At 43.7% G+C, this 22295-nt stretch carries 17 protein-coding genes; 7 read left to right on the top strand and 10 right to left on the bottom strand.

Annotated features, from left to right (window positions below):
* Positions 1 to 23: 23 nt before the first annotated feature.
* Together IW644_RS18295 and IW644_RS18290 are read right to left on the bottom strand one after the other, a co-directional pair.
* Positions 24 to 1091, bottom strand: coding sequence for a sugar phosphate isomerase/epimerase family protein (locus IW644_RS18295; protein ID WP_269918805.1), 1068 nt, complete (start codon positions 1089 to 1091; stop codon positions 24 to 26).
* Between the two features lie 36 nt (positions 1092 to 1127).
* The gene (locus IW644_RS18290) at positions 1128 to 2282 is read right to left on the bottom strand and encodes a Gfo/Idh/MocA family protein (RefSeq protein ID WP_179982104.1); all 1155 of its coding nucleotides are present in this window, start codon (positions 2280 to 2282) and stop codon (positions 1128 to 1130) included.
* 376 nt (positions 2283 to 2658) lie between these two features.
* Between IW644_RS18290 and IW644_RS18285 the strand changes: the two genes are divergently transcribed.
* The 3 genes from IW644_RS18285 to IW644_RS18275 all read left to right on the top strand — a co-directional run bounded on the left by IW644_RS18285 (position 2659) and on the right by IW644_RS18275 (position 5059).
* Complete coding sequence (locus tag IW644_RS18285) at positions 2659 to 3663, top strand: LacI family DNA-binding transcriptional regulator (RefSeq protein ID WP_269918804.1); 1005 nt, start codon at positions 2659 to 2661, stop codon at positions 3661 to 3663.
* Positions 3664 to 3718: 55 nt separating this feature from the next.
* Positions 3719 to 4672, top strand: coding sequence for a sugar phosphate isomerase/epimerase family protein (locus IW644_RS18280; RefSeq protein ID WP_269918803.1), 954 nt, complete (start codon positions 3719 to 3721; stop codon positions 4670 to 4672).
* A 63-nt stretch (positions 4673 to 4735) separates the two neighbouring features.
* On the top strand, positions 4736 to 5059 hold the full coding sequence (locus IW644_RS18275; protein WP_269918802.1) for a DUF3392 family protein: 324 nt from the start codon (positions 4736 to 4738) through the stop codon (positions 5057 to 5059).
* 26 nt (positions 5060 to 5085) lie between these two features.
* Here the strand turns inward: IW644_RS18275 and IW644_RS18270 are convergent, their stop codons facing one another.
* Positions 5086 to 8970 (bottom strand): hybrid sensor histidine kinase/response regulator transcription factor, encoded by a 3885-nt coding sequence (locus IW644_RS18270; RefSeq protein ID WP_269918801.1) that lies wholly within the window; start codon positions 8968 to 8970, stop codon positions 5086 to 5088.
* A 68-nt stretch (positions 8971 to 9038) separates the two neighbouring features.
* Between IW644_RS18270 and IW644_RS18265 the strand changes: the two genes are divergently transcribed.
* Positions 9039 to 9197 carry a hypothetical protein gene (locus IW644_RS18265; protein ID WP_269918800.1) on the top strand — a complete coding sequence of 53 codons (159 nt, stop codon included), beginning with the start codon at positions 9039 to 9041 and terminating at the stop codon, positions 9195 to 9197.
* Here IW644_RS18265 and IW644_RS18260 read toward each other — a convergent pair.
* Positions 9194 to 9712, bottom strand: coding sequence for an HAD family hydrolase (locus tag IW644_RS18260; RefSeq protein WP_269918799.1), 519 nt, complete (start codon positions 9710 to 9712; stop codon positions 9194 to 9196). The two genes, IW644_RS18265 and IW644_RS18260, sit on opposite strands and share 4 nt — an antisense overlap.
* 277 nt (positions 9713 to 9989) lie before the next feature.
* Here IW644_RS18260 and IW644_RS18255 point away from each other — a divergent pair, with 277 nt between their 5' ends.
* From IW644_RS18255 to IW644_RS18245, 3 genes are all read left to right on the top strand, one after another.
* Positions 9990 to 10883 (top strand): DMT family transporter, encoded by an 894-nt coding sequence (locus tag IW644_RS18255; protein WP_179982097.1) that lies wholly within the window; start codon positions 9990 to 9992, stop codon positions 10881 to 10883.
* Between the two features lie 150 nt (positions 10884 to 11033).
* Complete coding sequence (locus IW644_RS18250; RefSeq protein ID WP_269918798.1) at positions 11034 to 12833, top strand: diguanylate cyclase domain-containing protein; 1800 nt, start codon at positions 11034 to 11036, stop codon at positions 12831 to 12833.
* A gap of 197 nt (positions 12834 to 13030) precedes the next feature.
* Entirely contained in the window at positions 13031 to 13702 is a 672-nt protein-coding gene (locus IW644_RS18245; protein ID WP_269918797.1) for a haloacid dehalogenase type II, read from the top strand.
* 70 nt (positions 13703 to 13772) lie between these two features.
* Here IW644_RS18245 and IW644_RS18240 read toward each other — a convergent pair whose 3' ends face one another.
* The 6 genes from IW644_RS18240 to IW644_RS18215 form a co-directional block, all read right to left on the bottom strand.
* Entirely contained in the window at positions 13773 to 14033 is a 261-nt protein-coding gene (locus IW644_RS18240; RefSeq protein WP_179982094.1) for a hypothetical protein, read from the bottom strand.
* 430 nt (positions 14034 to 14463) lie between these two features.
* Positions 14464 to 15510: a protein-glutamate methylesterase/protein-glutamine glutaminase gene (locus IW644_RS18235; protein WP_179982093.1), complete on the bottom strand. Its 1047-nt coding sequence runs from the start codon at positions 15508 to 15510 to the stop codon at positions 14464 to 14466.
* Between the two features lie 2 nt (positions 15511 to 15512).
* Entirely contained in the window at positions 15513 to 16130 is a 618-nt protein-coding gene (gene cheD, locus IW644_RS18230) for a chemoreceptor glutamine deamidase CheD (protein ID WP_269918796.1), read from the bottom strand.
* An 8-nt stretch (positions 16131 to 16138) separates the two neighbouring features.
* Positions 16139 to 16969 carry a CheR family methyltransferase gene (locus IW644_RS18225; RefSeq protein WP_269918795.1) on the bottom strand — a complete coding sequence of 277 codons (831 nt, stop codon included), beginning with the start codon at positions 16967 to 16969 and terminating at the stop codon, positions 16139 to 16141.
* Positions 16969 to 19881: a methyl-accepting chemotaxis protein gene (locus IW644_RS18220; RefSeq protein ID WP_269918794.1), complete on the bottom strand. Its 2913-nt coding sequence runs from the start codon at positions 19879 to 19881 to the stop codon at positions 16969 to 16971. The genes IW644_RS18225 and IW644_RS18220 overlap by 1 nt, the downstream gene beginning before the upstream one ends.
* A 104-nt stretch (positions 19882 to 19985) precedes the next feature.
* Positions 19986 to 22292 carry a methyl-accepting chemotaxis protein gene (locus tag IW644_RS18215; RefSeq protein WP_269918793.1) on the bottom strand — a complete coding sequence of 769 codons (2307 nt, stop codon included), beginning with the start codon at positions 22290 to 22292 and terminating at the stop codon, positions 19986 to 19988.
* Positions 22293 to 22295 lie beyond the last annotated feature (3 nt).

Below are 22295 nucleotides of genomic sequence, written 5' to 3'. Positions count from 1 at the left end.
TATTGCTATCCTGTTGATGGCGCTTAGCGCTCAAGCCCTAAAATACGATTATTCTTCGCTTCACTCACATCACCACCAGCAAAATCGTCAAACGCGTATTTGCTTGGCTCGATAATGTGTGAAGCGATAAACGGTGCGCCTTCAGCAGCACCTTGCGCACTGTCTTTTAAGCAGCATTCCCACTCAAGTACTGCCCAGCCGGTGAAGCCGTACTGGGTAAGCTTGCTAAAAATTCCTTTGAAATCGACCTGCCCATCGCCAAGAGAGCGAAAACGGCCAGCTCGTTCTTGCCAGTCTTGATAGCCGCCATATACACCGTTTCTACCGTTAGGGTTAAACTCGGCATCTTTAACATGAAACATTTTGATACGGCTGTGGTAACGATCGATAAAGTCGAGGTAGTCAAGCTGCTGTAAAACAAAGTGGCTTGGGTCAAAAAGAATATTTGCCCGAGGGTGATTATCTACCGCACTTAAAAACTGCTCGAACGACGCACCATCGTGCAGGTCTTCACCAGGGTGGATTTCATAACACACGTCTACGCCAGCATCATCGAATGCATCAAGAATGGGCTTCCAACGCTTAGCGAGTTCAGCAAAGCCTTGCTCAACCAAGCCAGCTGGACGCTGAGGCCATGGATAAACTAAGTGCCACATTAATGCACCTGAAAAAGTGGCGTGGGCTTTTAATCCCAAACGTTTACTAGCGATAGCCGCACATTTCAGCTGGTTGATTGCCCACTCGGTTCGCTCTTGTGGCTTACCATGCAGATGCTTTGGCGCAAAGTTATCGAACAATTCGTCGTAAGCAGGGTGTACAGCTACTAACTGACCTTGTAAGTGCGTAGAAAGCTCGGTTATTTCCACGCCAGCGTCTTTACAGATTTTCGCGATATTGTCGCAGTACTCTTGGCTTTCAGCCGCTTTTTCTAAATCAAAAAGGCTAGGTTCGGTAGGAACTTGTATTCCCTTATAGCCGAGCGACGCTGCCCACTTCGCCATATTTTCAAGCGTATCGAAAGGCGCTTCTTTTCCCATAAACTGAGCAAGGAAGATTGCGGGCCCTTTTATAGGTTGTTGGTTAGTAGCCATAAGCGCTCACCTTTTTCATATTAAGTTGTAGTTGCATTATTGCGTTCCTTCCTGACTAACTGACTCCCATTTAGTGTCACTGTCAGTACTAGCTAGCATGGCGTCGATAAATACCATTCCGCGTAAGCCAGCATTTATTCCAGGAACGCCCTCGGCTTTGCCTTTTTGATTAGCACGCACTGCTTTGGCAAAGTCGGTATACAAGTTTGCCATGGCTTCTAAATAACCCTCTGGATGACCAGCTGGAACACGACAACGCGCAGATGCCTCATCACATAGCCCAACTTGACCTTGGCCCGCTCTAAACACTTGATAAGGTGCGTCGATGGGACGATAAATAACAGAGTTAGGCTCCATTTGACGCCACTGTAAACCGCCTTTGTCACCATATACACGGATCTTCAATGCGTTTTCCTCACCGGCACATACCTGTGAAGCAATCAACACACCCGACGCGCCCTTTCTAGTTTTAATAAGCGCAGCACCGTCATCGTCTAATCGACGTCCTTCAACATGCGTGTTCAACTCGCCACATAGCGAAGTAACACTGTCGTTTAATACAAACTCAACCAGACCAAAGGCATGAGTACCTATGTCACCCATTGCGCCTGTTGCCCCAGAAATTGCTGGGTCGGTGCGCCACTGCGCTTGTTTATTGTGCGTTTCTTCTTCGCCAGACAACCAGCCTTGGGGGTACTCAACATACACTTTTCGAATGTTGCCCAGCTTACCGCTTTCAATAAGATGACGTGCTTGCCATACCATTGGATAGCCAAGGTAGGTATGAGCCAAACCATATAGCGATTCATTTGCGTGAATAACATCTTGCAGCTCTTTTACTTCAGCAAAGCTAACTCCAGCAGGTTTTTCACAGAAAACATGGAAGCCCGCTTTAATAGCGGCAATTGAAATGGGTACATGAAGATGATTAGGTGTGACGATTACTACCACCTGCATGCGCTCTTGCTCAGGTAACTTAGCTTCTTCGTCAAGCATTGCCTGCCAACTACTGTATGCGCGAGTTAACGGCACGTTTAACGATGCGGCAGTGCGTGAGTTATTGTCTTCGTTGCGGCTAAATGCGCCACACACTAACTGGTAGTTCCCATCTAACCCTGCGGCATGGCGATGTACGGCACCAATAAATGCGCCTTCCCCGCCGCCGATCATTCCCATTCGTATTGGTTGCATCGAAATTCCTCTTTGTGCAATTGCACTATTGGTGTAGCTAATGCGATAAAATGTAACCCGTTACATTTTAATGGTCAACACAAAAAACAGCATTTTATTAATCTAAAGTTTACATTTGGCAATGTAACATCGGTTATAAGTCGAAATAAATGGCGATAAACCGGGCTTAATTCAGAAGATAGATGAAGTGAAATTTACAATTAATCTACAAATAACCTTTGACGTTCTTGTTAAAGTACGTATTCTTTAAGTCAAAATGAAAACGGTTACATTTTAACTTTACGGTTAATTTGAATTCGCTACCATCGTATAACGCCTACCGTTAGCTGGTTGGGTTTACAATGCATATATGAACTAACAAACAACAAAAATAGAAATGGCAAATATTAGAGATGTAGCAGATAGTGCCGGCGTTTCGGTTGCTACCGTATCAAGAACGCTACAACAACCTGAGCGTGTTTCTCCAAAAACACGCAACAAGGTGATGGCTGCGGTTCAGGCTGTGGGATACAAACCTAATTTAATGGCGGTTAAGTTTCGCTCGGGTAAAACCCACAACTTGGTGGTGCTGGTTCCCACTGTGGCGAACGTGTTTTTTGCCCGTGTTATTAGCGGAATGCAGGAAGCCGCTGCAGAGCTAGGTTATTCCATTTTGCTTGCCAACACCCTTGGTAACAGTGAAATTGAAAGCCATTACGCCAAAATGGTAAGCACTTCGCAGGCAGACGGGCTTATTCAGTTGCGTGCACACAATCCTTTTGATGCCACTATGGTCAACGACAACGGTCTACTTCCCATGGTCAATGCCTGTGAAGTGATTGACGATGGTCAATACCCCGTTGTGTCTTTAGACAACCGGGCTGCAGCTAAGGCGATGACCGAGCACTTAATATCGTTAGGACATTCCCGCATTGCCATGATCAAAGGGCCAAACTCAAGCCCGCTGACCCAAGACCGGTTAGCTGGCTACCAAGACGCACTAACGCAAGCTGGTATTTCCTTTGATGAAAACTTGCTGTTTCCGGGCGATTTTACATTGCAGGCCGGATACAACGCCGGTGAAACTATCGCCCGTTTGAAAGACAGGCCTACCGCTGTTTTTTGTGAAAACGACGAAACAGCTATTGGTGCTATGCAAGCCTTCAAGCAAGCTAATTTGCATGTACCAAACGATATTTCTGTAGCAGGTTTTGACGACATTGCGTTCTCAGCATTTGTCGACCCCCCGCTAACGACTATTGCACAACCGGCAGAAGAGTTTGGCAGAACGGCGGTTACGCTTTTAGTGGACCTACTGAACGGCAAAATTCGCAAAGCCCCCAAGGTTATTATGCCGTTTGAACTTATTGTACGTGGGAGCACAGGCAAAGCTTCGAGTTAATTGGTGAGAGTAAAGCGCCAGCCCCTATGAACCTAGACATATAAAGGAGCACAAAGTGAATTGGAGTAAAGAAACTTTAAGCAAGACAGCTATTTTAGACGCGGCCAGCAACATTGGCTCTGGCGTTTCGAGACGACAGTTCATTAAATACTCGTCTGGTTTATTGGCGGCTATGAGCGCTCCTGCTGTTTTGGCAGATACGAGTTTGGCGAACGGGTATGATGGTGATAAAGGAGCAATGATGAAGGGCATGCATAACAGCGCGGTTGGTCTGCAGCTTTATACCCTAAGAGATATTATGAAAGTAAGTGTAGCGGCTACGCTTAAACTGGTAGCTGACGTAGGCTATACGGAAATGGAATTTGCAGGCTACTTTGACCATAGCGCAAAAGAGATTAAGCAACTGCTTGATGAAAACGGCCTAACTGCGCCCTCGGCTCATATTCAATTAGATGCGTTCGATACCAACCTTTCACAAATTTTAGATGTCGCTCACACCGTTGGTCACAAATACTTAGTGGTACCTTGGCTTAGCGAAGCACAGCGCGGGACGGGTATAGCGCCTTACCAAGCCCTTGCAGAAAAGCTAAACACCATTGGTGAAGCCTGTAAGAAAGAAGGCATTACCCTTGCCTACCACAACCACGATTTCGAGTTTGAAGTGCGCGATGGCAAGACACCGTTAGACGTGCTAATTACCCAGACCGATCCAGACCTTGTTACCATGGAACTTGATTTATACTGGGCGGTAAAAGCAGGTAAAAACCCGGTTGATTATTTCAAGCAGTACCCAGGCCGCTTTAAGCTTTGGCATGTGAAAGATTTGGCTGAAGACGGCAGCTTTGCTGACGTGGGCACAGGCACTATTAACTTTAAAGAGATATTTGCGCACGGCAAGTTAGCTGGCATTGAACATAAATTTGTAGAGCGCGACCAAACCAACGACCGCATAGCCACTATTGAACAAGGCTTTAAAGCAGTAAGCGCATTAAATAAAAGCGTTAGCTAACGCTTTTGACCTTGCCGTGGTTATAATGGGCACATAGCAAAGCATCATAATAGTAGTAATTTTATGAGTGAACTTTTCAGTGCCCTTTCTCGCGCATTAAGCCCCTATTACACCGAAATGAGCATTATGCTTATGGCCACAATTTTAGTGGTGTACGGCGACCTGATTAACGGCCATGTAAAACGCGTACTGGCACCTTATCACTTTATTATTCGCGTTAGCATGTTTGTAGTGCTGTGTGCCTTCGGCTATGGCGCACTTACGTTGTACGGCGCCCCCTTCTTGAAACACACCCTAGCCTACTTGCCCTGGCAGTACCAAGGAGCAGGCTATGTGGCATCGTTTCTATTGATAGGCTTTTTGGCGGAAAGACGTAGGTATGTTTAGCAGCTTTTTTACTCTGTCTTAAAAAACTAAGCAACAGTTTTACTATATTGCTCGATGTACTTTTTAGGTGGTAGATGCATAACCTTTTTGAAAGAGGTAGAAAAGTAAGCAGCTGTTCCAAAACCCACGTCTAGACATGTATCTAAAATGCTATTTCCTTCTAGCAGCAGTGGAATAGACTTTTCGATTCTAAAGCGCGACAGAAACTCGCTGAAATTGTAGTCGAACAACTCAGACATCCTTCGATTTAAGCTTCTTGGGCTTATCAATAGTTGTGAGGCAGCTTGGTCTCTATTGAATGCTTCGTCTTGATAGTTCTTTTCAAGAACAGCGATGAAGTTTAGATAAAATGCCATATCCTTCTCGTTATCAAATTCTGGAATTATTAAGCACCCGAATTTGAAAACGGGCAGCGCACTTTCATCTTCTTCTTTTTCTTTTGCTTCTCTGACCGACAATAAGTGTTCAGCACGCAGTATTATCTCTTCATTTGAAGCTGGCTTTGCTAAGAAGTAATCTACCTTTTCTTCTAGCGCTGCTTTCTCCAGTTCAGCTCCTGTTTCAGCAGTCAGCATTAATATCGGAATGTTTGCGTAGCTAGGGTTTTGGCGAATAGCCTTAGTTAAACCAAGCCCATCCATTTCGTGCATCATTTGATCCGTTATTACCAAGTCCACCAAATAATGTTGCATTACATCTAAAGCTTGCACACCATTTCGCGCAACGAGACAGCGATATTTACCCGAGAACAGATCGAAGAGATATGAACGGAATTCTCGGCTGTCATCAACAATTAATAGTGATTTTTTATTTGTTTTAGCATTTGCTGGCGAAAGATCTTCAGCTTGCGAATTTACAAAAGCAATATCATCGACTGGCAGCGTTACCGTTACTTTCGTTCCCACACCTTTTTGACTTTGAAGTGTAACCTCTCCTTGGTTTAACTCTACCAGGGTTTTAACCGTAGCCAATCCCACACCATTACCATCTAATTTTGTGTTGCCCCTAGCAAACCTTTCAAACACTTTGCTTTGCAAGTTCTCTTCTATTCCCTCACCATCATCATTTACGATGATCTTTAGCGCCTTGCTATCCTGTATTGCGCTAACTTTTATCGTGCCAAGTTCAGGTGTAAACTTGATAGCGTTCTGAACAAGGTTAGCCATGATTTTTTCTAAGCTTTCACTGATCAGAGACACACTTTTTTTGACCTTTATCCGCACTTCTAGATTTTGTCTCTTTTGCTTTGCTAAAGGCTCAAGAGATAAAACAATAAAACGAATATTTTCGGGTGAATAGGACTTGTAATAATCTTCTGCTTTGAAAGCTGTAGGGACATCCTGACTCATCTGGTGAATTAATTGCTCGACCCTTTTCACATTGTCTTGAATACAGACTAATTCTTTGCGCGTGTCCTTATCCGCATCGGAAATTTTTTCTAGTGAACCATTAATCACTTGAATAGGTGTTCGAAGTTCAGAGGTGATTTGGTTAATAAAACGCTCTTTACTACGCAGCATTTTTTCGAACTTTGAATGCCCGTCTGTAATTTCATAGCGAGTAAGATGTGCGTATAAATTGGTGGTTTTGAAATAACTCCAAAACGCTGTTAAATATTTCAATTTATACGCAATTAGAAAACTCAGGGCCAAAAGGAAATAGACGCCTAACGCATACTTTTGAAAGTATATTGGCCGTTCTACTTCGAAAGTTAGAGACGTTATAGGGTTTCCGTCACCACTTACTCTTGCTTGAAATTCATAATGACCAGACTCTAAATCTGCCATGGTTAGAAATGCTTGGGATAAAGGATGTAACTTCCACTCATCGTCCATGCCTAAAATTCTAAACTCTAGCTTTTCATTATCATAGTTAGAAAAACTACTCGTTCTGAAATCAAGAGAAAGTTTGTCGAAATCACTTTCTAACGTTAAGGGATTTTGAAATGATGTCGGCTGCGAATAAAAATTATGAGTACGCATCTCACTATCGGTCCACTCTGCTCTAGTAAATACGACATTACTTTTTAAGCTTTCTTTGGCTTTCATAGCCGTTATCGCTTTTTCTTCGTTAACCAAATAAGAATACTTATCGCCAAGAATAATCAATCTTTCACCAAACTGGTGTATCCCACGATACTCAAAATCTGTATCAAATACGCCGTCGCTTTCATTAAAAGAGATTAGGTCATTAGCTGAATCGACCACAAAAAGCCCCATATTTGTCAAAAACCACAAGTGATTATTTTCACTATGTAGAGCTCCTCTAATAAACCTAGCTCCAGTTCCAGCTAATAAATCGGAGTTACTTATTTCTCCTGAGCCTTTGTTAATCGATTTGATACCTTGCCCTGAAGTACAGAGTAAGAAAACCTCGTCCATTTCAATCAAACAGGTGAGCCCAACCCACTTCCCATCATCAGGAGAAATAGATTTCCAATTAAACTTAGACATTTGAATGTGGAAATTACTATCACTATCAAATCCGGCTATTTCACCTGAAGTTGTTAAGAATGAATAAAGCATTTGCCGGGGTGCAGGAATTTTATCCGCTATCACCCCATCCTCCAATATGCTGTAAAAGGCTTTGTTTCCTTCATCATGATAGAAATAGAGAAGCGAGTCTGATTGCTGAATAGCATGACTAAACTTAGAGCTGCAGTAATCATCGTTAAGGATATTACTTTTAGACAGTTCAGCATATTTTGATAAATTTTCATCGATACAGCGGTTCCCCTTCCAAAAACTAAAGGGTTTTAACTCTCCTGTTTCTACATTTATTAGGTAATCTTGCTTTTGAGTACTAACTCCATACCCAAACTCATCACTAAAACCAAACGACTTGATGTTTTGCCGAAGTACCTGTTCACCTTTATGTAGTAGATTTATAGCTTCGTGCGACTGTGTAATAGAAATAAGCCCAAGCTGAGACGAAGCTAGTAGTAATTCGCCTGAGGGTAGTTCAGCTATTTTAACGATACTTCTTATGCCGTCTGAAGTTATGAGCGGCGCCATAAAATCAGGTTTATTAATTTTTCCATTATTCAATTCATACAGGCCACCTGCAGTGACGTATATTCTGCGTGAACTTGAAACAAATATGTCTGAGACAGGCCCAATAGAATAATCAGGACTTTCTAAAGGGAAAAATGACTTGTTGTTATTTGAGGTGTCGTAAGCGTAGATCCCCTCACTTCCTCCAACATAAAGTATCTCGCCGTATATTGAGACTGCCTCCACAGACGAGAGGTCTGTTAGAAAAGTATCAACTGATATTACTTCGCTTGTCTCTTTTTCGGGGTCAATCTTAACTAAACCGCTTTCAGCCCCTAGGTAGACCGCCCCATCTACCGACACTGCTAAAGAAAGTACATTGTTAACATGCCCAGGCGCAACGTTTGATGCCCATTTCTGTAGCTCTCCGGTCTCCTTGTCAACAACAAGAATGCCAGTAATTAGTGAAACTACTGTATATTGTTCGAGAACACCTATCTTCCAGGCATATCGTGGCCACTTGTCTTCAGAACGAAACTTTTCTGCAGCACCTGTGTCTGTCCTGTATTTAAAAACACCCACTCCAAACTCGACGATCCAGAGCGTATTTTCTTTATCAAAGAATAAGTCCGAAATAGTCCCCCGCTCATTAGAGTCGATGTTATATTCCAACTTTTCTGAACGACCGCCTAAGTACCTAAATAGACCATTTTCAGAAGCGATATAGACTGCGTCGCCAACAACTTCAATATCTCTAATTATTCCTGCGGGAATACCGGCAAACTTAGTTTTTCCATCTAATGTAACGCCAAAAGCACTAACGTTTTGTGAAAAGGTGAGACAAAAAAGCATTAAAATTGCGCCAATAATGGCAAATTTTTTAACGAGTCCTACTTTTGTCTCTAATCGCAAATCCATATGCCTTTTGCCTTGTTACTTTTCTAATGCTTTTTAAGCAATATCAACTAAATGGAAAGGAATAGACTATGAGTATCGAACAAAATATGAACATGCAAGAGCTTACTGAGGAAGACTATACTAAAGTATATGCTGGCACTGGGCGCTTTTGCTTATTAGAAGAAGACTTAATGGCAATAATGCCCGAACTGCCAACTCTTCCTTCTGGTCATAAAGTCGACATCTAAACCAACAACCACTTCATCCCAGCATTCTCGGCGGCTTGCTGGTCATAAATAAAGTCGCCCACATACAGGCAGTCTTCAGGTTGAAGCTGCCATGTATTCGCCACCATCAATAAGGCGGTTGGGTCCGGTTTGGCGGGGACGTCTTCGCGGGTAAGCACGTAATCAATAGGTATGCTGTTATTGGCCACCTTAATTGCGGTAGCCTGGCGGCAGTTGCGGGTAACTATTGCCATGGGTAAGTTGTGTGCCTGCACTTTCTCTACCATGGCTTTGCCTATGGCTAGCCATTTAGCGTTCTGTGCATCCTCTAGTTCGTGCTGCAAAATAGTGCGGTGTGCATTTGCTTTGGTTTCGGCGCAGCTAAGGGCATCAACAAAGGTAAGGATATCCTCGTGTTGTGGGCAACCTATGTCGGCGCGCATTCGCGTAAAGTTAAGGCTAGACTCTACCAAGGTGCCGTCTAAATCGAATATCACACCTTTTATGCCGCTTAAGTTCATTTGCTCAATACTCACGGTTTTCTAGCCCTTTCACTTCAGTAATAATGTAGAGACTTCATTAACACTCACCTAAAATAGCTCAGCGCGGTTTCGCTCCATTTTTTGTTATCAGTATAATGCCACTAAAGCCCTTTAGCTTCTGTTACGTTTGCTTAAGGCTATGATGTTTTAGCTAAAAACCAACTGAATGATTTAAGTTTACGCCAACTACACCATGCATTAGCATAGCCGCTCTTTTTGGCAGACTAAACTTTGCCTTTTCTCATTTATTCATATTGTTAACAGGTAATTTATGGGTGTTTTTGCTGCGCTTGGTACAGCGCTTTGTTGGGCAATTGCTGCACGCTTATTCCGTGGTACGGGTAACGCGTTTTCGCCGCTAACTATGAACTTTTGGAAAGGCTTAATTTCAATTGCCATTTTGGCCGTTGTGCTACTTTTCGTTCAGCCAACCGGGCTTACCACCAGCGCAGTGTTGTGGCTATTACTTAGTGGCCTAATTGGCATAGGCATTGGCGACACCTGTTTCTTTAAAGCCCTACAAAGCATTGGCGATAGCCAAGCGGTACTGGTTGCCGAAACCCTTGCACCTTTATTTACTGCCCTATTTGCTATGGCCTTTATTGGCGAATGGATTACCTGGCAGCAGTGGGTTGGCGTTGCTGTAGTGCTATTTTCGGTGGATATGGTTATCAAAGCACGTAAACGCAGTTCTACTCATGTATTTGCTACCAGCGGTTATTTATATGGCGTTGGCGCAGCACTGTGTCAGGCTGTTGGTGCGGTAGTCAGCCGCGACATTTTAAGCGCGGGCGACGTTGATGCGGCAAGTGCTGCGTTTTTACGAATGGTAGGCGGTATGGCCTTTGTGATACCGCTTATAGCCTTAACTAAAACCCGCTATATGCCTGTTATCGACTATCAAAGTAGCCACGGCAAGCGCATATGGCCGGCTTTTGTAATAGCAACATTGCTTGGTACTACTGCCGCTATCTACTTACAAATGTTTGCATTTGCCTATGCCAAAGCCGCCGTTGTTCAAACGTTAATTGCCACCAGTGCGTTAATGTCGTTAGGGGTAGCCTGGGTGCTTGGTGAAAAAGCGACAAAGGCCACCATTGCATGGTCTGCCGTTGCCTTAGTTGGCGTGGCAATTTTGGTAAGTTTTGGGGCGCCTGTGCATTAGGGGTAATGTGCTTACCACTTTTTGTAGCTGCTAATTTCAGACACAAAATACGCATAAGGATACAAAAAAGCAGTAAGATTTAAGGGCTTGATATAGTAGTTATTGGCTCAAATCGATATTATAAAGAAAAAAACGTAAACGCTATCTCTTATGGCTCGAAGGTTTTATTTAACACTCTTATCTTTTTTCAGCGTGTTGTTCGCTTCTTCTGCGACTCTGGCAAATACTGATGTCGATGCCGTTATAGAAAAAGTTCGCTCGCCCTCGTACGATTGCCCAAGTCAATCGTTGCTGCCAGAACTAGAACAAACGCTCACTTTAGAAAGCCTCTCACCCCAACAACGTTTTGCTTTGACCGTAGCCAAAGGGCAGTTTTTAATTTGTCGCGGCAAGTATGAAGAAGCAGAAAAGATGCTGCTTAAAGCCATAATGCAAAGCAATATAGATGAAAGCTCGTACGCGTTTGCATCGGCTATTTATCAAATTGGCTTTTCTTATGATGCCAGAGAAAACCCGGCGCGCTGTAAATACTATCAACAGGCCCAAGATTTATCTTCACCAAAACGTCATAGCGATATTTTTACCAGCTCTTCGCTAGGGCTTATTAACTATTGTTCAGAATCTACGTCGCCCGAAGTCAGGCTAGGTAAAATGTTTGGCGTGCTTAAACGCTATTCCGATAACGGTAGCCCAGGCGAACTCGCGCATATCCACAACGCTATCGGCCTTCTCTATGGTGATTTAGAGCAACACGCGCTGGCCGCCGAGCAGTATTTAAAAGCCCACAAAATGGGCCTACTTGTTTACAAAGGCAGTAATAAGGTCAGTATTATCATTAGTGCCATTGTATCGCTGCTAAGCAGCGGTCAAACCAATAAAGCCTATCAAAGTATTTTGGAGCTAGGTGCACTAAATAGCGAAATCAACACGCCACTTAGTAATTTTTTGTATCAATATGCTCTGTCTATCTATTATAGAAAAACTCAGGATTACAATAACCTAGCCTATACTCTCCCTGATTTAGAAGAAGCAACAGACAGTATCTCTAGCTCTTTTGGTCAAATGCTGGTTGATTGGCACAAAGCCGAACTATGCTTACACAACAATAACCTAACCTGTATAAAGCAATACTTAACTGACACAGGTGCGTTAGATAAAAATGCTATTCCAAGGATTTTCGAAACTAACCTAGACTACTTGAGCTTCAACGTTTCAATTTTTTTGGCTTTAGGCGATATAGAGCGCGCAAAAGTAGCCCATAGTATTTACTCCAAAGAGGTCATTAAGCGAAGAGAAATTACCCAAGATACCGCTTTAATTGTTGGTGCAGCTAATCTTTATACACGTATTTATGATCTTGAATCAGCCATTGAAAAAGCCGAAGAACAGAGAAGGAATACTTTATATACCGCCATCCTAGTTTTTTTACTGTTTGTTATTATTGCCGGGTACGTTTTACGTAAAAAGCACGTTGCACGCAAAGCCATCGACCCGGTAACACTTTTACTCAACGCCGATTCAGCCATCGCACGCATTAATAAACTAGATGCGCCTAAAAAGGGTCGTGCCATTGCTATTGCAATATTCGACATTAGCAACCTACGAGAGATAACGCGTAAAATGGGCTCTACGAAAGGCGATTTTGTATTGCGGCAAATTGCGCAAACTTTTCAAAACGTTATTCGAGGCAACGATATTCTGGGCCGCTTTGGAACCGACCAATTCATTTTATGCCTTCACAATATTGAAGAACGAAGCGCGCGCCAGTTCTTTGACCGCGTACAAAGCGCATTAGAAAGCACCTTTGAGAGCGACACCAATGATGACTATTTTGTAGTTGAGTCTCAAATGAGCGTATTTATTGCCACCGAAAAAATTACTGGGCTAAACGACATACTCGATGACATTGCCATGTCGATTGATATGGACAGTCGCAACGACACCAATTAGCTTAAATAAAAACGCGCGAACTGTATTTGCAGTGTCGCGCGTTCCCAACCTCCCCTTTGCTCTCCTTCAACGTCAATCCATCGACATTGGTCGTCTAGGCCTTTAGCAAAACCAATTCTGTTTTACAGTGGTATAAGCAACAGGCGCGTTAGGACAACACGCGACGTTTCCAGTCATTAATAATAGGAAGGTGAATTGTGACGCCAAGGGTTATTTTTTTCGATATCAATGAAACACTCTTAGACATGCAGGCTATTAAAACAGGCTTAGCATCTGTATTAAACGGCGATGAGACACTGGTCGACTTATGGTTTGCTAACTTGCTTCACCATAGTTTGGTGGATGTAACGTCGGGGCAGTTTCATGATTTTATTGATATCGGCGCGGCAGTGCTTACCATGGTAGCCCACAGTAAAGGGATAGCCCTTGATGAAACTACCGCGAAAGACACCATTAAACAGCATATAACCAAGCTACCCGCTCATAGTGACGTTATTCCAGCGTTGAAGGCACTTCAAAGTGCGGGATTCTCCCTAGTGGCACTTTCAAACTCATCAAAAGCAGGGCTGGATGCGCAGCTGGAATATGCCAATATTAAGCCGTATTTTTCTCATGTATTGAGTGTGGAAAGCGTACGAACTTACAAGCCTCATGCAGCGGTTTATCACTGGGCCTGCCAACAGGCTAATGTGAAGAACGAAGACGCCATGATGGTAGCGGCCCATGGCTGGGATGTAAGCGGCGCTAAGGCGACAGGTATGCAAACTACATTTGTAGAGCGTTCGGGCAAAATGATGTACCCGTTAGGGCTTGCACCTGATCACAGTATTAGTTCGCTAAATGATTTAATAGGTATAGTGACTGACTAACTTCATTTACTCTACAAACAAAAAAAGTCTTACCAAGGTAAGACTTTTTGTTTCTAAACACGCTTCGCAATTAAAGCTTTGCTAACTCTGGACGGTTAGCTTTAAAGCCTTTTGTACTACATGAGTTGCGTTTAGTTTCTAATGCATTTAATTGGCGCTTAAGCCATGATTTTTGAATACCAGACTTTGCTACGTCCATTTCAGTGCTTACGCGAGTAATTTCTTTTCCGACATTAACACATGCTTTCTTATTCGGTTCAAAGCCGCCGTTAGCTAGAACTGAAGAAGAAAATATTAAGGCTGATAGCGCAATTAGCGTTTGCTGTTTCATAAGAGTCCCCAACTACTCGTTATTATCTCGGGTTAGTGTTTTACCGTAAGAATGAGCATATACTTGCTCTCAAATCTGTAAGGAATATAGCAGGCCTTTTTTTGTTATTAGGTACAGCAAAATATACGTAGTAATAAAACCTTGTATACTTTCCCGCCACTATCACACATAAACCATTGTCTTTTATATTATTATGGCGACAATGCTTCACCTTACCATTCCACTTACGTATCGATTTTTATATTTTTACGCACTTCCAAGTAAGCCTATCCATAGTATCGGCTTCAGCAACAGCATTCTGAAGCAGCATTACCTACTTATTAAGCAATGCTATTAAAACACCTTAGCTTTTTAGGGACAAGGGAAGCATAACAATCCTTTTACATGAAACAGGGAATAAGACACGTTTTATGCCCTATACCTTGTAACACTACAAGCGACTGCCAGCGGAAAGCTTTTCAACCGTTTGCATAACTGCCTTACCCATATCATCAAGGCTAGTTATGTGCCTTGCCGCTCCCTTTTCGATGGCTACTTTTGGCATTCCAAAAACTATACAACTTGCTTCATCCTGACAAAAGGTCTCGCAGCCTGCGTTGAATAACTCATGAAGGCCGATAGCGCCATCACTCCCCATCCCCGTTAGCAATACGCCTATCGCGTTATTACCCGCGCTTTTACACAACGAATTAAACAATACATCAACAGAGGGCTTGTGACCCGAAACCCGCGCACCGTCAGTAAGTCTGATACGGTAATCTGCACCACTTCTTTCTATTTCCATGTGCTTGTCGCCTGGCGCTAAATACGCTTGTCCAGGAAGTAAACGCTCGCCTCCCTTCGCCTCTTTTACCTGCATTTGACACACAGCGTCTAGCCGCCGTGCATAGGTAGAGGTAAAGCCCGCCGGCATATGCTGCGTAATCACTGTTGCTGGGGCATTAGCAGGAAAGGTTCGCAGTACCTCTTTAATAGCTTCAGTACCACCTGTAGAAGCACCTATTGCAATGAGCTTTTCTGTTCCTGAGTAACTCACCTTATTCACGGAAGATACTTTAGCTGGCGAGGCTTTTTTTACTTTTGAACGTGCGGCAGTTCGAATTTTATCGACTATTAACTCGTGATATTCTGCCATACCTTGTGCCACACCAATTTTTGGTTTAGCAACAAAATCAATCGCACCTAACTCCAGCGATCGCAAGGTGGCTTCTGCCCCCTTTTCGGTCAGCGTAGAAATCATAACCACAGGGGTTGGCCTAGCATTCATTAGCACTTCCAGAAAGCGCAAACCATCTACTTTTGGCATTTCGATATCCAATGTTATGACATCGGGGGCCTTTTCAAGCACCAATTTTTTGGCAACAAACGCATCGGGCGCTGCGCCTACCAGCGTCATGTCAGGTTCGCTTTTTATTATTTCGCTGAGTATTTGGCGGATAAGCGCTGAATCATCTACTACCAATACTTTTATTGTCATAACTAGTCCTCAAATAAATCTACGCTGCCGCTTGGCGCCTGCTTAGATAATTCCCAGCGGTGCTGACTTTCTCGCTCGATAATTGTTGCATTGTTGAGCTCGTGAATACGCTTCATCATCACGTGGCCGCTGTCTGGAAAAAAATACACCTTTCGCGCATAAACGTCGCACAAGTCGCTGGCTAAAATAGGTATGCCTTCGGTTTCTAGGAACTGAGTTACAAACTCGGCATTAAACTTACCCACGTCGTTTTGAACAAAAGAAGGTACAACTTTACCGCCGCCAAAGACTTTTGCTTTTAGCCGGTTCTTTTGTGCGCCTACCTTAACGAGTTCATTAATTAAAATTTCCATGGCGTGAACGCCGTATTTTGCTGCCATTCCTTGAACTTGCTCAAATTCACCTGCCGATTTATTCACGGTAGGCAACATAAAATGGTTCATACCACCAAACCCCGTATAAGGGTCGAACAAGCAAGCCGCTACACAAGAGCCAAGCACCGTGACCAGCATTTTGTCTTTAGTGGTAACAAAATACTGACCGGGTAAAAGCTTTACCGCTTCTTTAGAAAAACGCTTGTCGTAATAAGTTATTGGCAGTTCAAAATTGGGTGACGCCACAATCTCTCCTAACCGACTGGGCGATAAATAGTTTTCCCCACCGGTCTAACAAGATTAGTATACATATTGAAATTTTCAGAATGTCCAGCCATGTATAACCCCGTCGGCTTTAACATACTCACCATTTTTTGTAGTACTTTTAGCTGCGTTGGTTTGTCAAAGTAGATCATTACATTTCTGCAAAATATAACGTCTAGCGGCCCCTTCACATCCCACTTTGTGTCGGTGAGGTTTAGTTTTTTAAACTGCACCATATTGCGAAGCTCATCGACCACTTTGACCTTTCCTTCATTAGTACCTTTGCCTTTGTGAAAGAACTGCTTTTGTCGATGTTGCGGTATTTTCGCTATCGAGGCTAAGGGATAAACACCGGCTTTGGCTTTAGCTAGCACTTTACTGTCTATGTCTGAGGCAATGATCTTAACCGGTGTTTTAAAACTTCCGAAGGCTTCCGCTACCACCATCGCGATTGAATATGGCTCTTCACCAGTAGAACTGGCAGCACACCAAATATTGGTAACATTGTGCTGTCTTAGATAATCAGCCAACGCGGTAAAGTGGTGCGGCTCGCGAAAGAAAGAGGTAAGGTTCGTGGTAAGCGCATTGATAAATTGCTCCAACTCCGATTCCGAGGTGTTCACTAAAGCAAGATAGTCATTAAAACTACGCAAGTTTCTAGCCCTTATCCGACGGGCTAGCCTGCTGTAGACCATTGCTTCTTTGGCATCAGATAGGTTTATTCCTGCCTTTTTAAATAACATTTGCTGCACGTTTTTGAAGTCCGCCTTTTCAAAGGCGAACTCCCTAGTGCTATCTTTTGTTGATACAGCCGCTGTCATTAGAATGACTCCCACTCGGCCTCGCTTGGCATAGCCGGAGTTAGCGCCTGGGCTTGAGACAATCGCTGAACTGGTGCTGCAGATAAGCGCTGCTGGCGAGAGCCCCCGTGAGTAAGAGTCGCTATATGCTGCTGATCACTGCTTAGCCCTTTTCCTACTTCAAATACAGAAACCCGTTCATTCAACTGCAGCGATTGTTGTTTAAGACTGTCTGAGGCGGCTGCGGCCTCTTCCACCAGCGCAGCGTTCTGCTGGGTCATTTCATCCATCTGAACTACGGCTTTACTGACTTCCTCTATCCCCGCAGCTTGCTCTGCAGACGCCGCCGCAATTTCAGACATAATGTCGTTTACTCGTTTGATTGAGGTCACAACTTCTGCCATGGTATCGCCAGACTTCACCACTAACTGGTTGCCGCTCGCAATTTTACTCACCGAGTCAGAAATGAGCTCTTTAATATCTTTCGCAGCTTCGGCAGAACGCTGCGCTAGGTTACGCACTTCAGAGGCAACAACCGCGAAACCTCGCCCTTGCTCACCAGCGCGCGCTGCTTCAACCGCAGCATTTAATGCCAGTATGTTAGTTTGGAAGGCAATCCCATCGATAACGCCGATAATGTCTGATATCTCTTGGGCAGAATCATTAATCTGCGTCATGGTATCCACCACTTCGCCGATAACCTCCCCTCCTTGAGACGCTATTTTGCTTGCCTGCGCAGCAAGAGAGTTTGCCTGCTCGGCATTTTCGGCATTAAGCTTAACGGTTCCAGTTAGCTCTTCCATGCTCGACGCAGTTTCTTCAAGACTTGACGCCTGTTGCTCGGTACGGCTTGATAGGTCAGCATTGCCCGTTGCTATCTCGCCTGACGCTACATTAATAGTCTCAACCGCTTCATTAATATTGGTGATGGTGCCACGCATTTCATTGATAAATTGATTTATTGCTTCGCCTAACACAGCAAAGTCGCCATCTAATGCGTGGTCAATATTAACCGTAAGATCTCCTTCTGTAAGCCTAGTCATCACGTGCTTAATTTCATCAACTGCCTGAGTTCGGCCTGTAATGTCGGTAGCGAATTTCACGACGCGGAAGGGTTTACCGTTGTGATCTAAAATGGGGTTATAAGTAGCTTGTATAAAAATCTCTTTGCCGTTTTTGCCAACTCTGCGGTACTCACCAGAAGAATAGGTGCCACTGCGCAATGCATCCCAAAATTCCGCATACTCAGGGCTAGCCCGATATGACGGTTCGACAAACATACTGTGATGCTTCCCTTTAATCTCCTCAAGGGTATAGCCCACTGTATTTAAGAAGTTTTCATTGGCATCTTGGATAATGCCGTCCATGTTAAACTCAATGACCGCCTGAGACTTTCCAATGGCGGCTAACTGCCCCTCAAAATACGCATTTTTAACCTTTTGTTCGGTAATGTTGCTGGCGTATTTAACTACTTTTACTACCTTGCCATTCATATCGAAGATGGGATTGTAGGTCGCTTGAATCCATACGTCAGAACCATCTTTTGCAATACGGTGAAACTCACCAGAATAAAACTGACCTTCAGCCAATTTCTTCCAAAAGGTGCGATATTCTTCAGATTCACACTCTTGTTTAGTGACGAAAATTCTATGGTGCTTGCCTTGGATCTCGTCTAGCCCATACCCAACCGTGGCCAAAAAATTATCGTTTGCGGTCACGATGTTGCCGTTCGGGTCGAATTCGATGACTGCTTGAGATTTGCTGATCGCATTTATCTGACCGGTGTTAAATGCATTCTGCAGCTTTTGTTCAGTAACGTCAGAGGCGTATTTCACCACTTTCTGGGGTTGACCGAATTCATCAAAAATAGGGTTGTAAGACGCTTGGATCCATAGCTCGCTGCCATCTTTTTTTACGCGTTTAAATTCCCCTGACTTAAACTCACCCTTTTTCAAATCTCGCCAAAACGCCGCATATTCGGGACTCATTTTATAATTCGGCTCGACAAACATACTGTGATGTTGCCCCTTTATCTCACTGAGGTCATAACCTGTTGTAGCACAGAAGTTTTCGTTGGCGTGTTGAATTACCCCTTCTAGGTCAAACTCAATGACAGCTAGCGATTTATCGATGGCGTTTATCTGGCCTTCATAGTCTACGTTTTTGCGCTTTTGCGCAGTAATGTCGGTGGCAAATTTAACAACGCGAACAATATTGCCCAACTTATCGTAGATAGGATTGTAAGAAGCTTGGATCCAAATTTTGTCACCGTTTTTCGCTACGCGACAATACTCTCCACTGCTGCGTTCTCCATTTCTCAGATCTTCCCAAAATTGGTTATATTCTTCAGATACACCATAGTCTGGTAACACAAATAGACGGTGATGCTTACCTACAATATCTTCTTTCGAATAACCTGTTACTTTTAGAAAGTTGTCGTTAGCGTTTTCAACTATACCTTCTGGTGTAAAGGAAATAATAGCTTGGCAACGGTCGAGGCCCTCCAGCAAAGCTGATTTCTGCTGTAACTCCTGGTCGTTTATCCACTCCACCATTGTGCCAAGTTTCTCACCTTCTACGCTTTTGATTGTGGTGAGTTTTAGCGTAAACAGCAGGTCGCTTACTGGCAGTAAAAAGGTGTCGCTACTATTACAGGTGCTGTATCGCTGGCTCAATTCTTTATTATTAGCAAAAAAGCTTGCGATAGAAGTGCCGGTCAATTCCTCAAGATTAATGTTAGGAAGTGAGCGAGAAAACTGTGCGCTATGCTCTGCTGCGAGCTGTCTAAATGCTTTGTTGGCAAAGGTTATCGTTCCCGATGCATCCACTAACATTAAACATGCCGTACTCTCACTCAACGCCTGCTCCTGAAAACGAGAAAGACTTTGAGCAGCCACCAACTCTTCATTGTGAAATATATTAAAAACACCCATAGCATCACCTATCATATTAGTAGCGCTACGTGTTTGAAGCGCTGAATAAAACTGCAAGTAATAAAAAAGGCGAACTCCCTTTTGAAGAATTCGCCTTTAGTTAACTAAAAAGACTCCCATTCGTCGTTGTGCGGTACTTTAGGAGCTAACTTTTTATTCGTTTTTAGCATGGCTACGGAAGCCACTTTTTTCTCTGACACAGCCTGAGGCGCTTGTTGTGGTCTCGTTTCTGCAACAGCAGCTTTATCACCAATATTAAACGCCGACACACGCTCGGATAGATTACCGGATTGTTGTTGCAAGCTTTCAGCAGCTGCCGCGGCTTCTTCTACCAGCGCCGCATTTTGCTGCGTCATTTCATCCATTTGCACTACCGCTTTACTGACTTCTTCAATGCCTGAAGCTTGTTCAGAACTTGCTGCAGCAATCTCTGACATAATGTCGTTGACCCGCTTAATAGAGGTCACCACTTCTTCCATAGTATCGCCAGACTGATTGACGAGTTTATTCCCCCCGTCAATTTTGCTCACTGAGTCTGAAATAAGCTCTTTAATTTCTTTTGCCGCCTCTGCAGAGCGCTGGGCTAAGCTTCTTACTTCTGATGCAACTACTGCAAAGCCTCGGCCTTGCTCGCCTGCTCGAGCCGCCTCTACAGCAGCATTTAATGCAAGTATATTGGTTTGAAATGCAATGCCGTCGATAACACCGATGATGTCTGAAATTTCTTGGGCTGACTCGTTAATTGACGACATGGTATCCACCACCTGACGAATTAACTCACCGCCTTTAGTCGCGATATCGCAGCTCTGCGAAGCCAAGCTATTAGCTTGCTCGGCGTTTTCAGCATTGAGTTTCACTGTACCTGTAAGCTCTTCCATACTTGACGCGGTTTCCTCAAGACTAGACGCTTGTTGCTCGGTACGGCTTGAAAGGTCAGAGTTACCTGTGGCTATTTCAGACGAAGCAGTATTAATGGTTTCTACTGCTTGGTAGATAGAACCGATAGTGCCAGACATTTCAGCGACAAACTGGTTTATGGCATCACCCAATATTTGGAACTCGCCTTGGAACTGTTCATCAAGCTCTGCAGTTAAATCACCACCGGATAAGCGAGTCATTACATCGCTGATTGAACCGATAATACGGCGCATATCGTCAATAAAACGGTTTATTGATGTGCCTAGCTCTTTAAATTCGCCGTCAAACTCATGCTCAATGCGACAGTCTAAATTGCCCTGAACTAATTCATTCATGGCGGTCTTGATATCGCTTATTGCTTGCTTTCTGCCCGTAATGTCGATGGCATATTTTACTACGCGATGCGGTCTTCCATTTTGATCTAAAATGGGGTTATAAGATGCCTGGATCCAAATTTCCTTACCGCCTTTGCCCACGCGCTTAAACTCATCGGTAAACAATACGCCTTGGCGTAACTGCTCCCAAAATTGGCTATACTCAACACTGCGCTTGTATTCATCATCAACGAACATGCTGTGATGTTTGCCTACTATTTCATCTAAGTTGTAGCCAACAGTGTTGGTGAAGTTCTCGTTGGCGTTTAAAATTTTTCCGTCAAGATCGAACTCGATAACCGCCTGTGCTTTGTTTATTGCTTCAATTTGCCCTTCGAAATACGCGTTACGAAGCTTGTTTTCGGTGATATCGGTGGCAAATTTCACTACGCGAATGACCTTGCCATCACCACCAAATACTGGGTTGTAGGTCGCTTGGATCCAAACCTCCTTACCCATTTTATCAAAGCGACAAAACTCGCCACTTTGCAGCTTGCCCGCTTTAAGGTCGCGCCAAAACTGTGCGTACTCTTCAGTACGAATATACTGAGAGTCACAAAACATCTTATGATGGTTGCCTACGATCTCGTTAAGGCTATAGCCAAGACCATTCAAGAAGTTTTCGTTAGCGTTTTGAATTACGCCATCTGCATTAAATTCTATAACCGCTTGCGCATTGTTAAGCGCGTCTAGCATGGTGCTTTTGATAAGCAACTCAGATTGATCAACCCATTCAACCATAGTGCCTATGTTTTTGTTATCTTGGTCGAAAAGAGGGGTTAGCGTAAGTTTGAAGTTCAAGTCGCCTATGTTTATTGTAGAGGTCATCGTTGACTTTAGTTCTGCAAGGATATTACGTTGATGAGACGGGTTGCGGTGAAACTGATCGATGTTCTGTCCTTCAAGGTTGTCAGCAGAAAAGCTGGGAAGAACAGCCTGTAGCTTCTTTTCATTTTCTTTAAGCAGTGTTTTTACCGACTGATTGGCATAAATAATATTTCTGTCTGCATCGGCCATCATGATGCAACACGTTGTGGCATCAAGGGCCTGTTTGTTTCTTAATGCTTGGTTAACGTCCGTTGCCTTCGTGAAGTCTTCTAACCACGTCATGATTCCCATTGT

This window comes from Alteromonas sp. PRIM-21, from assembly GCF_027563165.1.
GTDB lineage: Bacteria > Pseudomonadota > Gammaproteobacteria > Enterobacterales > Alteromonadaceae > Alteromonas > Alteromonas macleodii_A.
This window is presented reverse-complemented; position numbering and strand designations above follow the sequence as displayed.

Bases quoted from the DNA above. Each gene is read 5' to 3' on its own strand.
- IW644_RS18295 (WP_269918805.1), bottom strand. From the start codon at position 1,091: ATGGCTACTAACCAACAACCTATAAAAGGGCCCGCAATCTTCCTTGCT.
- IW644_RS18290 (WP_179982104.1), bottom strand. From the start codon at position 2,282: ATGCAACCAATACGAATGGGAATGATCGGCGGCGGGGAAGGCGCATTT.
- IW644_RS18285 (WP_269918804.1), top strand. From the start codon at position 2,659: ATGGCAAATATTAGAGATGTAGCAGATAGTGCCGGCGTTTCGGTTGCT.
- IW644_RS18275 (WP_269918802.1), top strand. From the start codon at position 4,736: ATGAGTGAACTTTTCAGTGCCCTTTCTCGCGCATTAAGCCCCTATTAC.
- IW644_RS18270 (WP_269918801.1), bottom strand. From the start codon at position 8,970: ATGGATTTGCGATTAGAGACAAAAGTAGGACTCGTTAAAAAATTTGCC.
- IW644_RS18265 (WP_269918800.1), top strand. From the start codon at position 9,039: ATGAGTATCGAACAAAATATGAACATGCAAGAGCTTACTGAGGAAGAC.
- IW644_RS18255 (WP_179982097.1), top strand. From the start codon at position 9,990: ATGGGTGTTTTTGCTGCGCTTGGTACAGCGCTTTGTTGGGCAATTGCT.
- IW644_RS18250 (WP_269918798.1), top strand. From the start codon at position 11,034: ATGGCTCGAAGGTTTTATTTAACACTCTTATCTTTTTTCAGCGTGTTG.
- IW644_RS18240 (WP_179982094.1), bottom strand. From the start codon at position 14,033: ATGAAACAGCAAACGCTAATTGCGCTATCAGCCTTAATATTTTCTTCT.
- IW644_RS18235 (WP_179982093.1), bottom strand. From the start codon at position 15,510: ATGACAATAAAAGTATTGGTAGTAGATGATTCAGCGCTTATCCGCCAA.
- IW644_RS18225 (WP_269918795.1), bottom strand. From the start codon at position 16,969: ATGACAGCGGCTGTATCAACAAAAGATAGCACTAGGGAGTTCGCCTTT.
- IW644_RS18220 (WP_269918794.1), bottom strand. From the start codon at position 19,881: ATGGGTGTTTTTAATATATTTCACAATGAAGAGTTGGTGGCTGCTCAA.
- IW644_RS18215 (WP_269918793.1), bottom strand. From the start codon at position 22,292: ATGGGAATCATGACGTGGTTAGAAGACTTCACGAAGGCAACGGACGTT.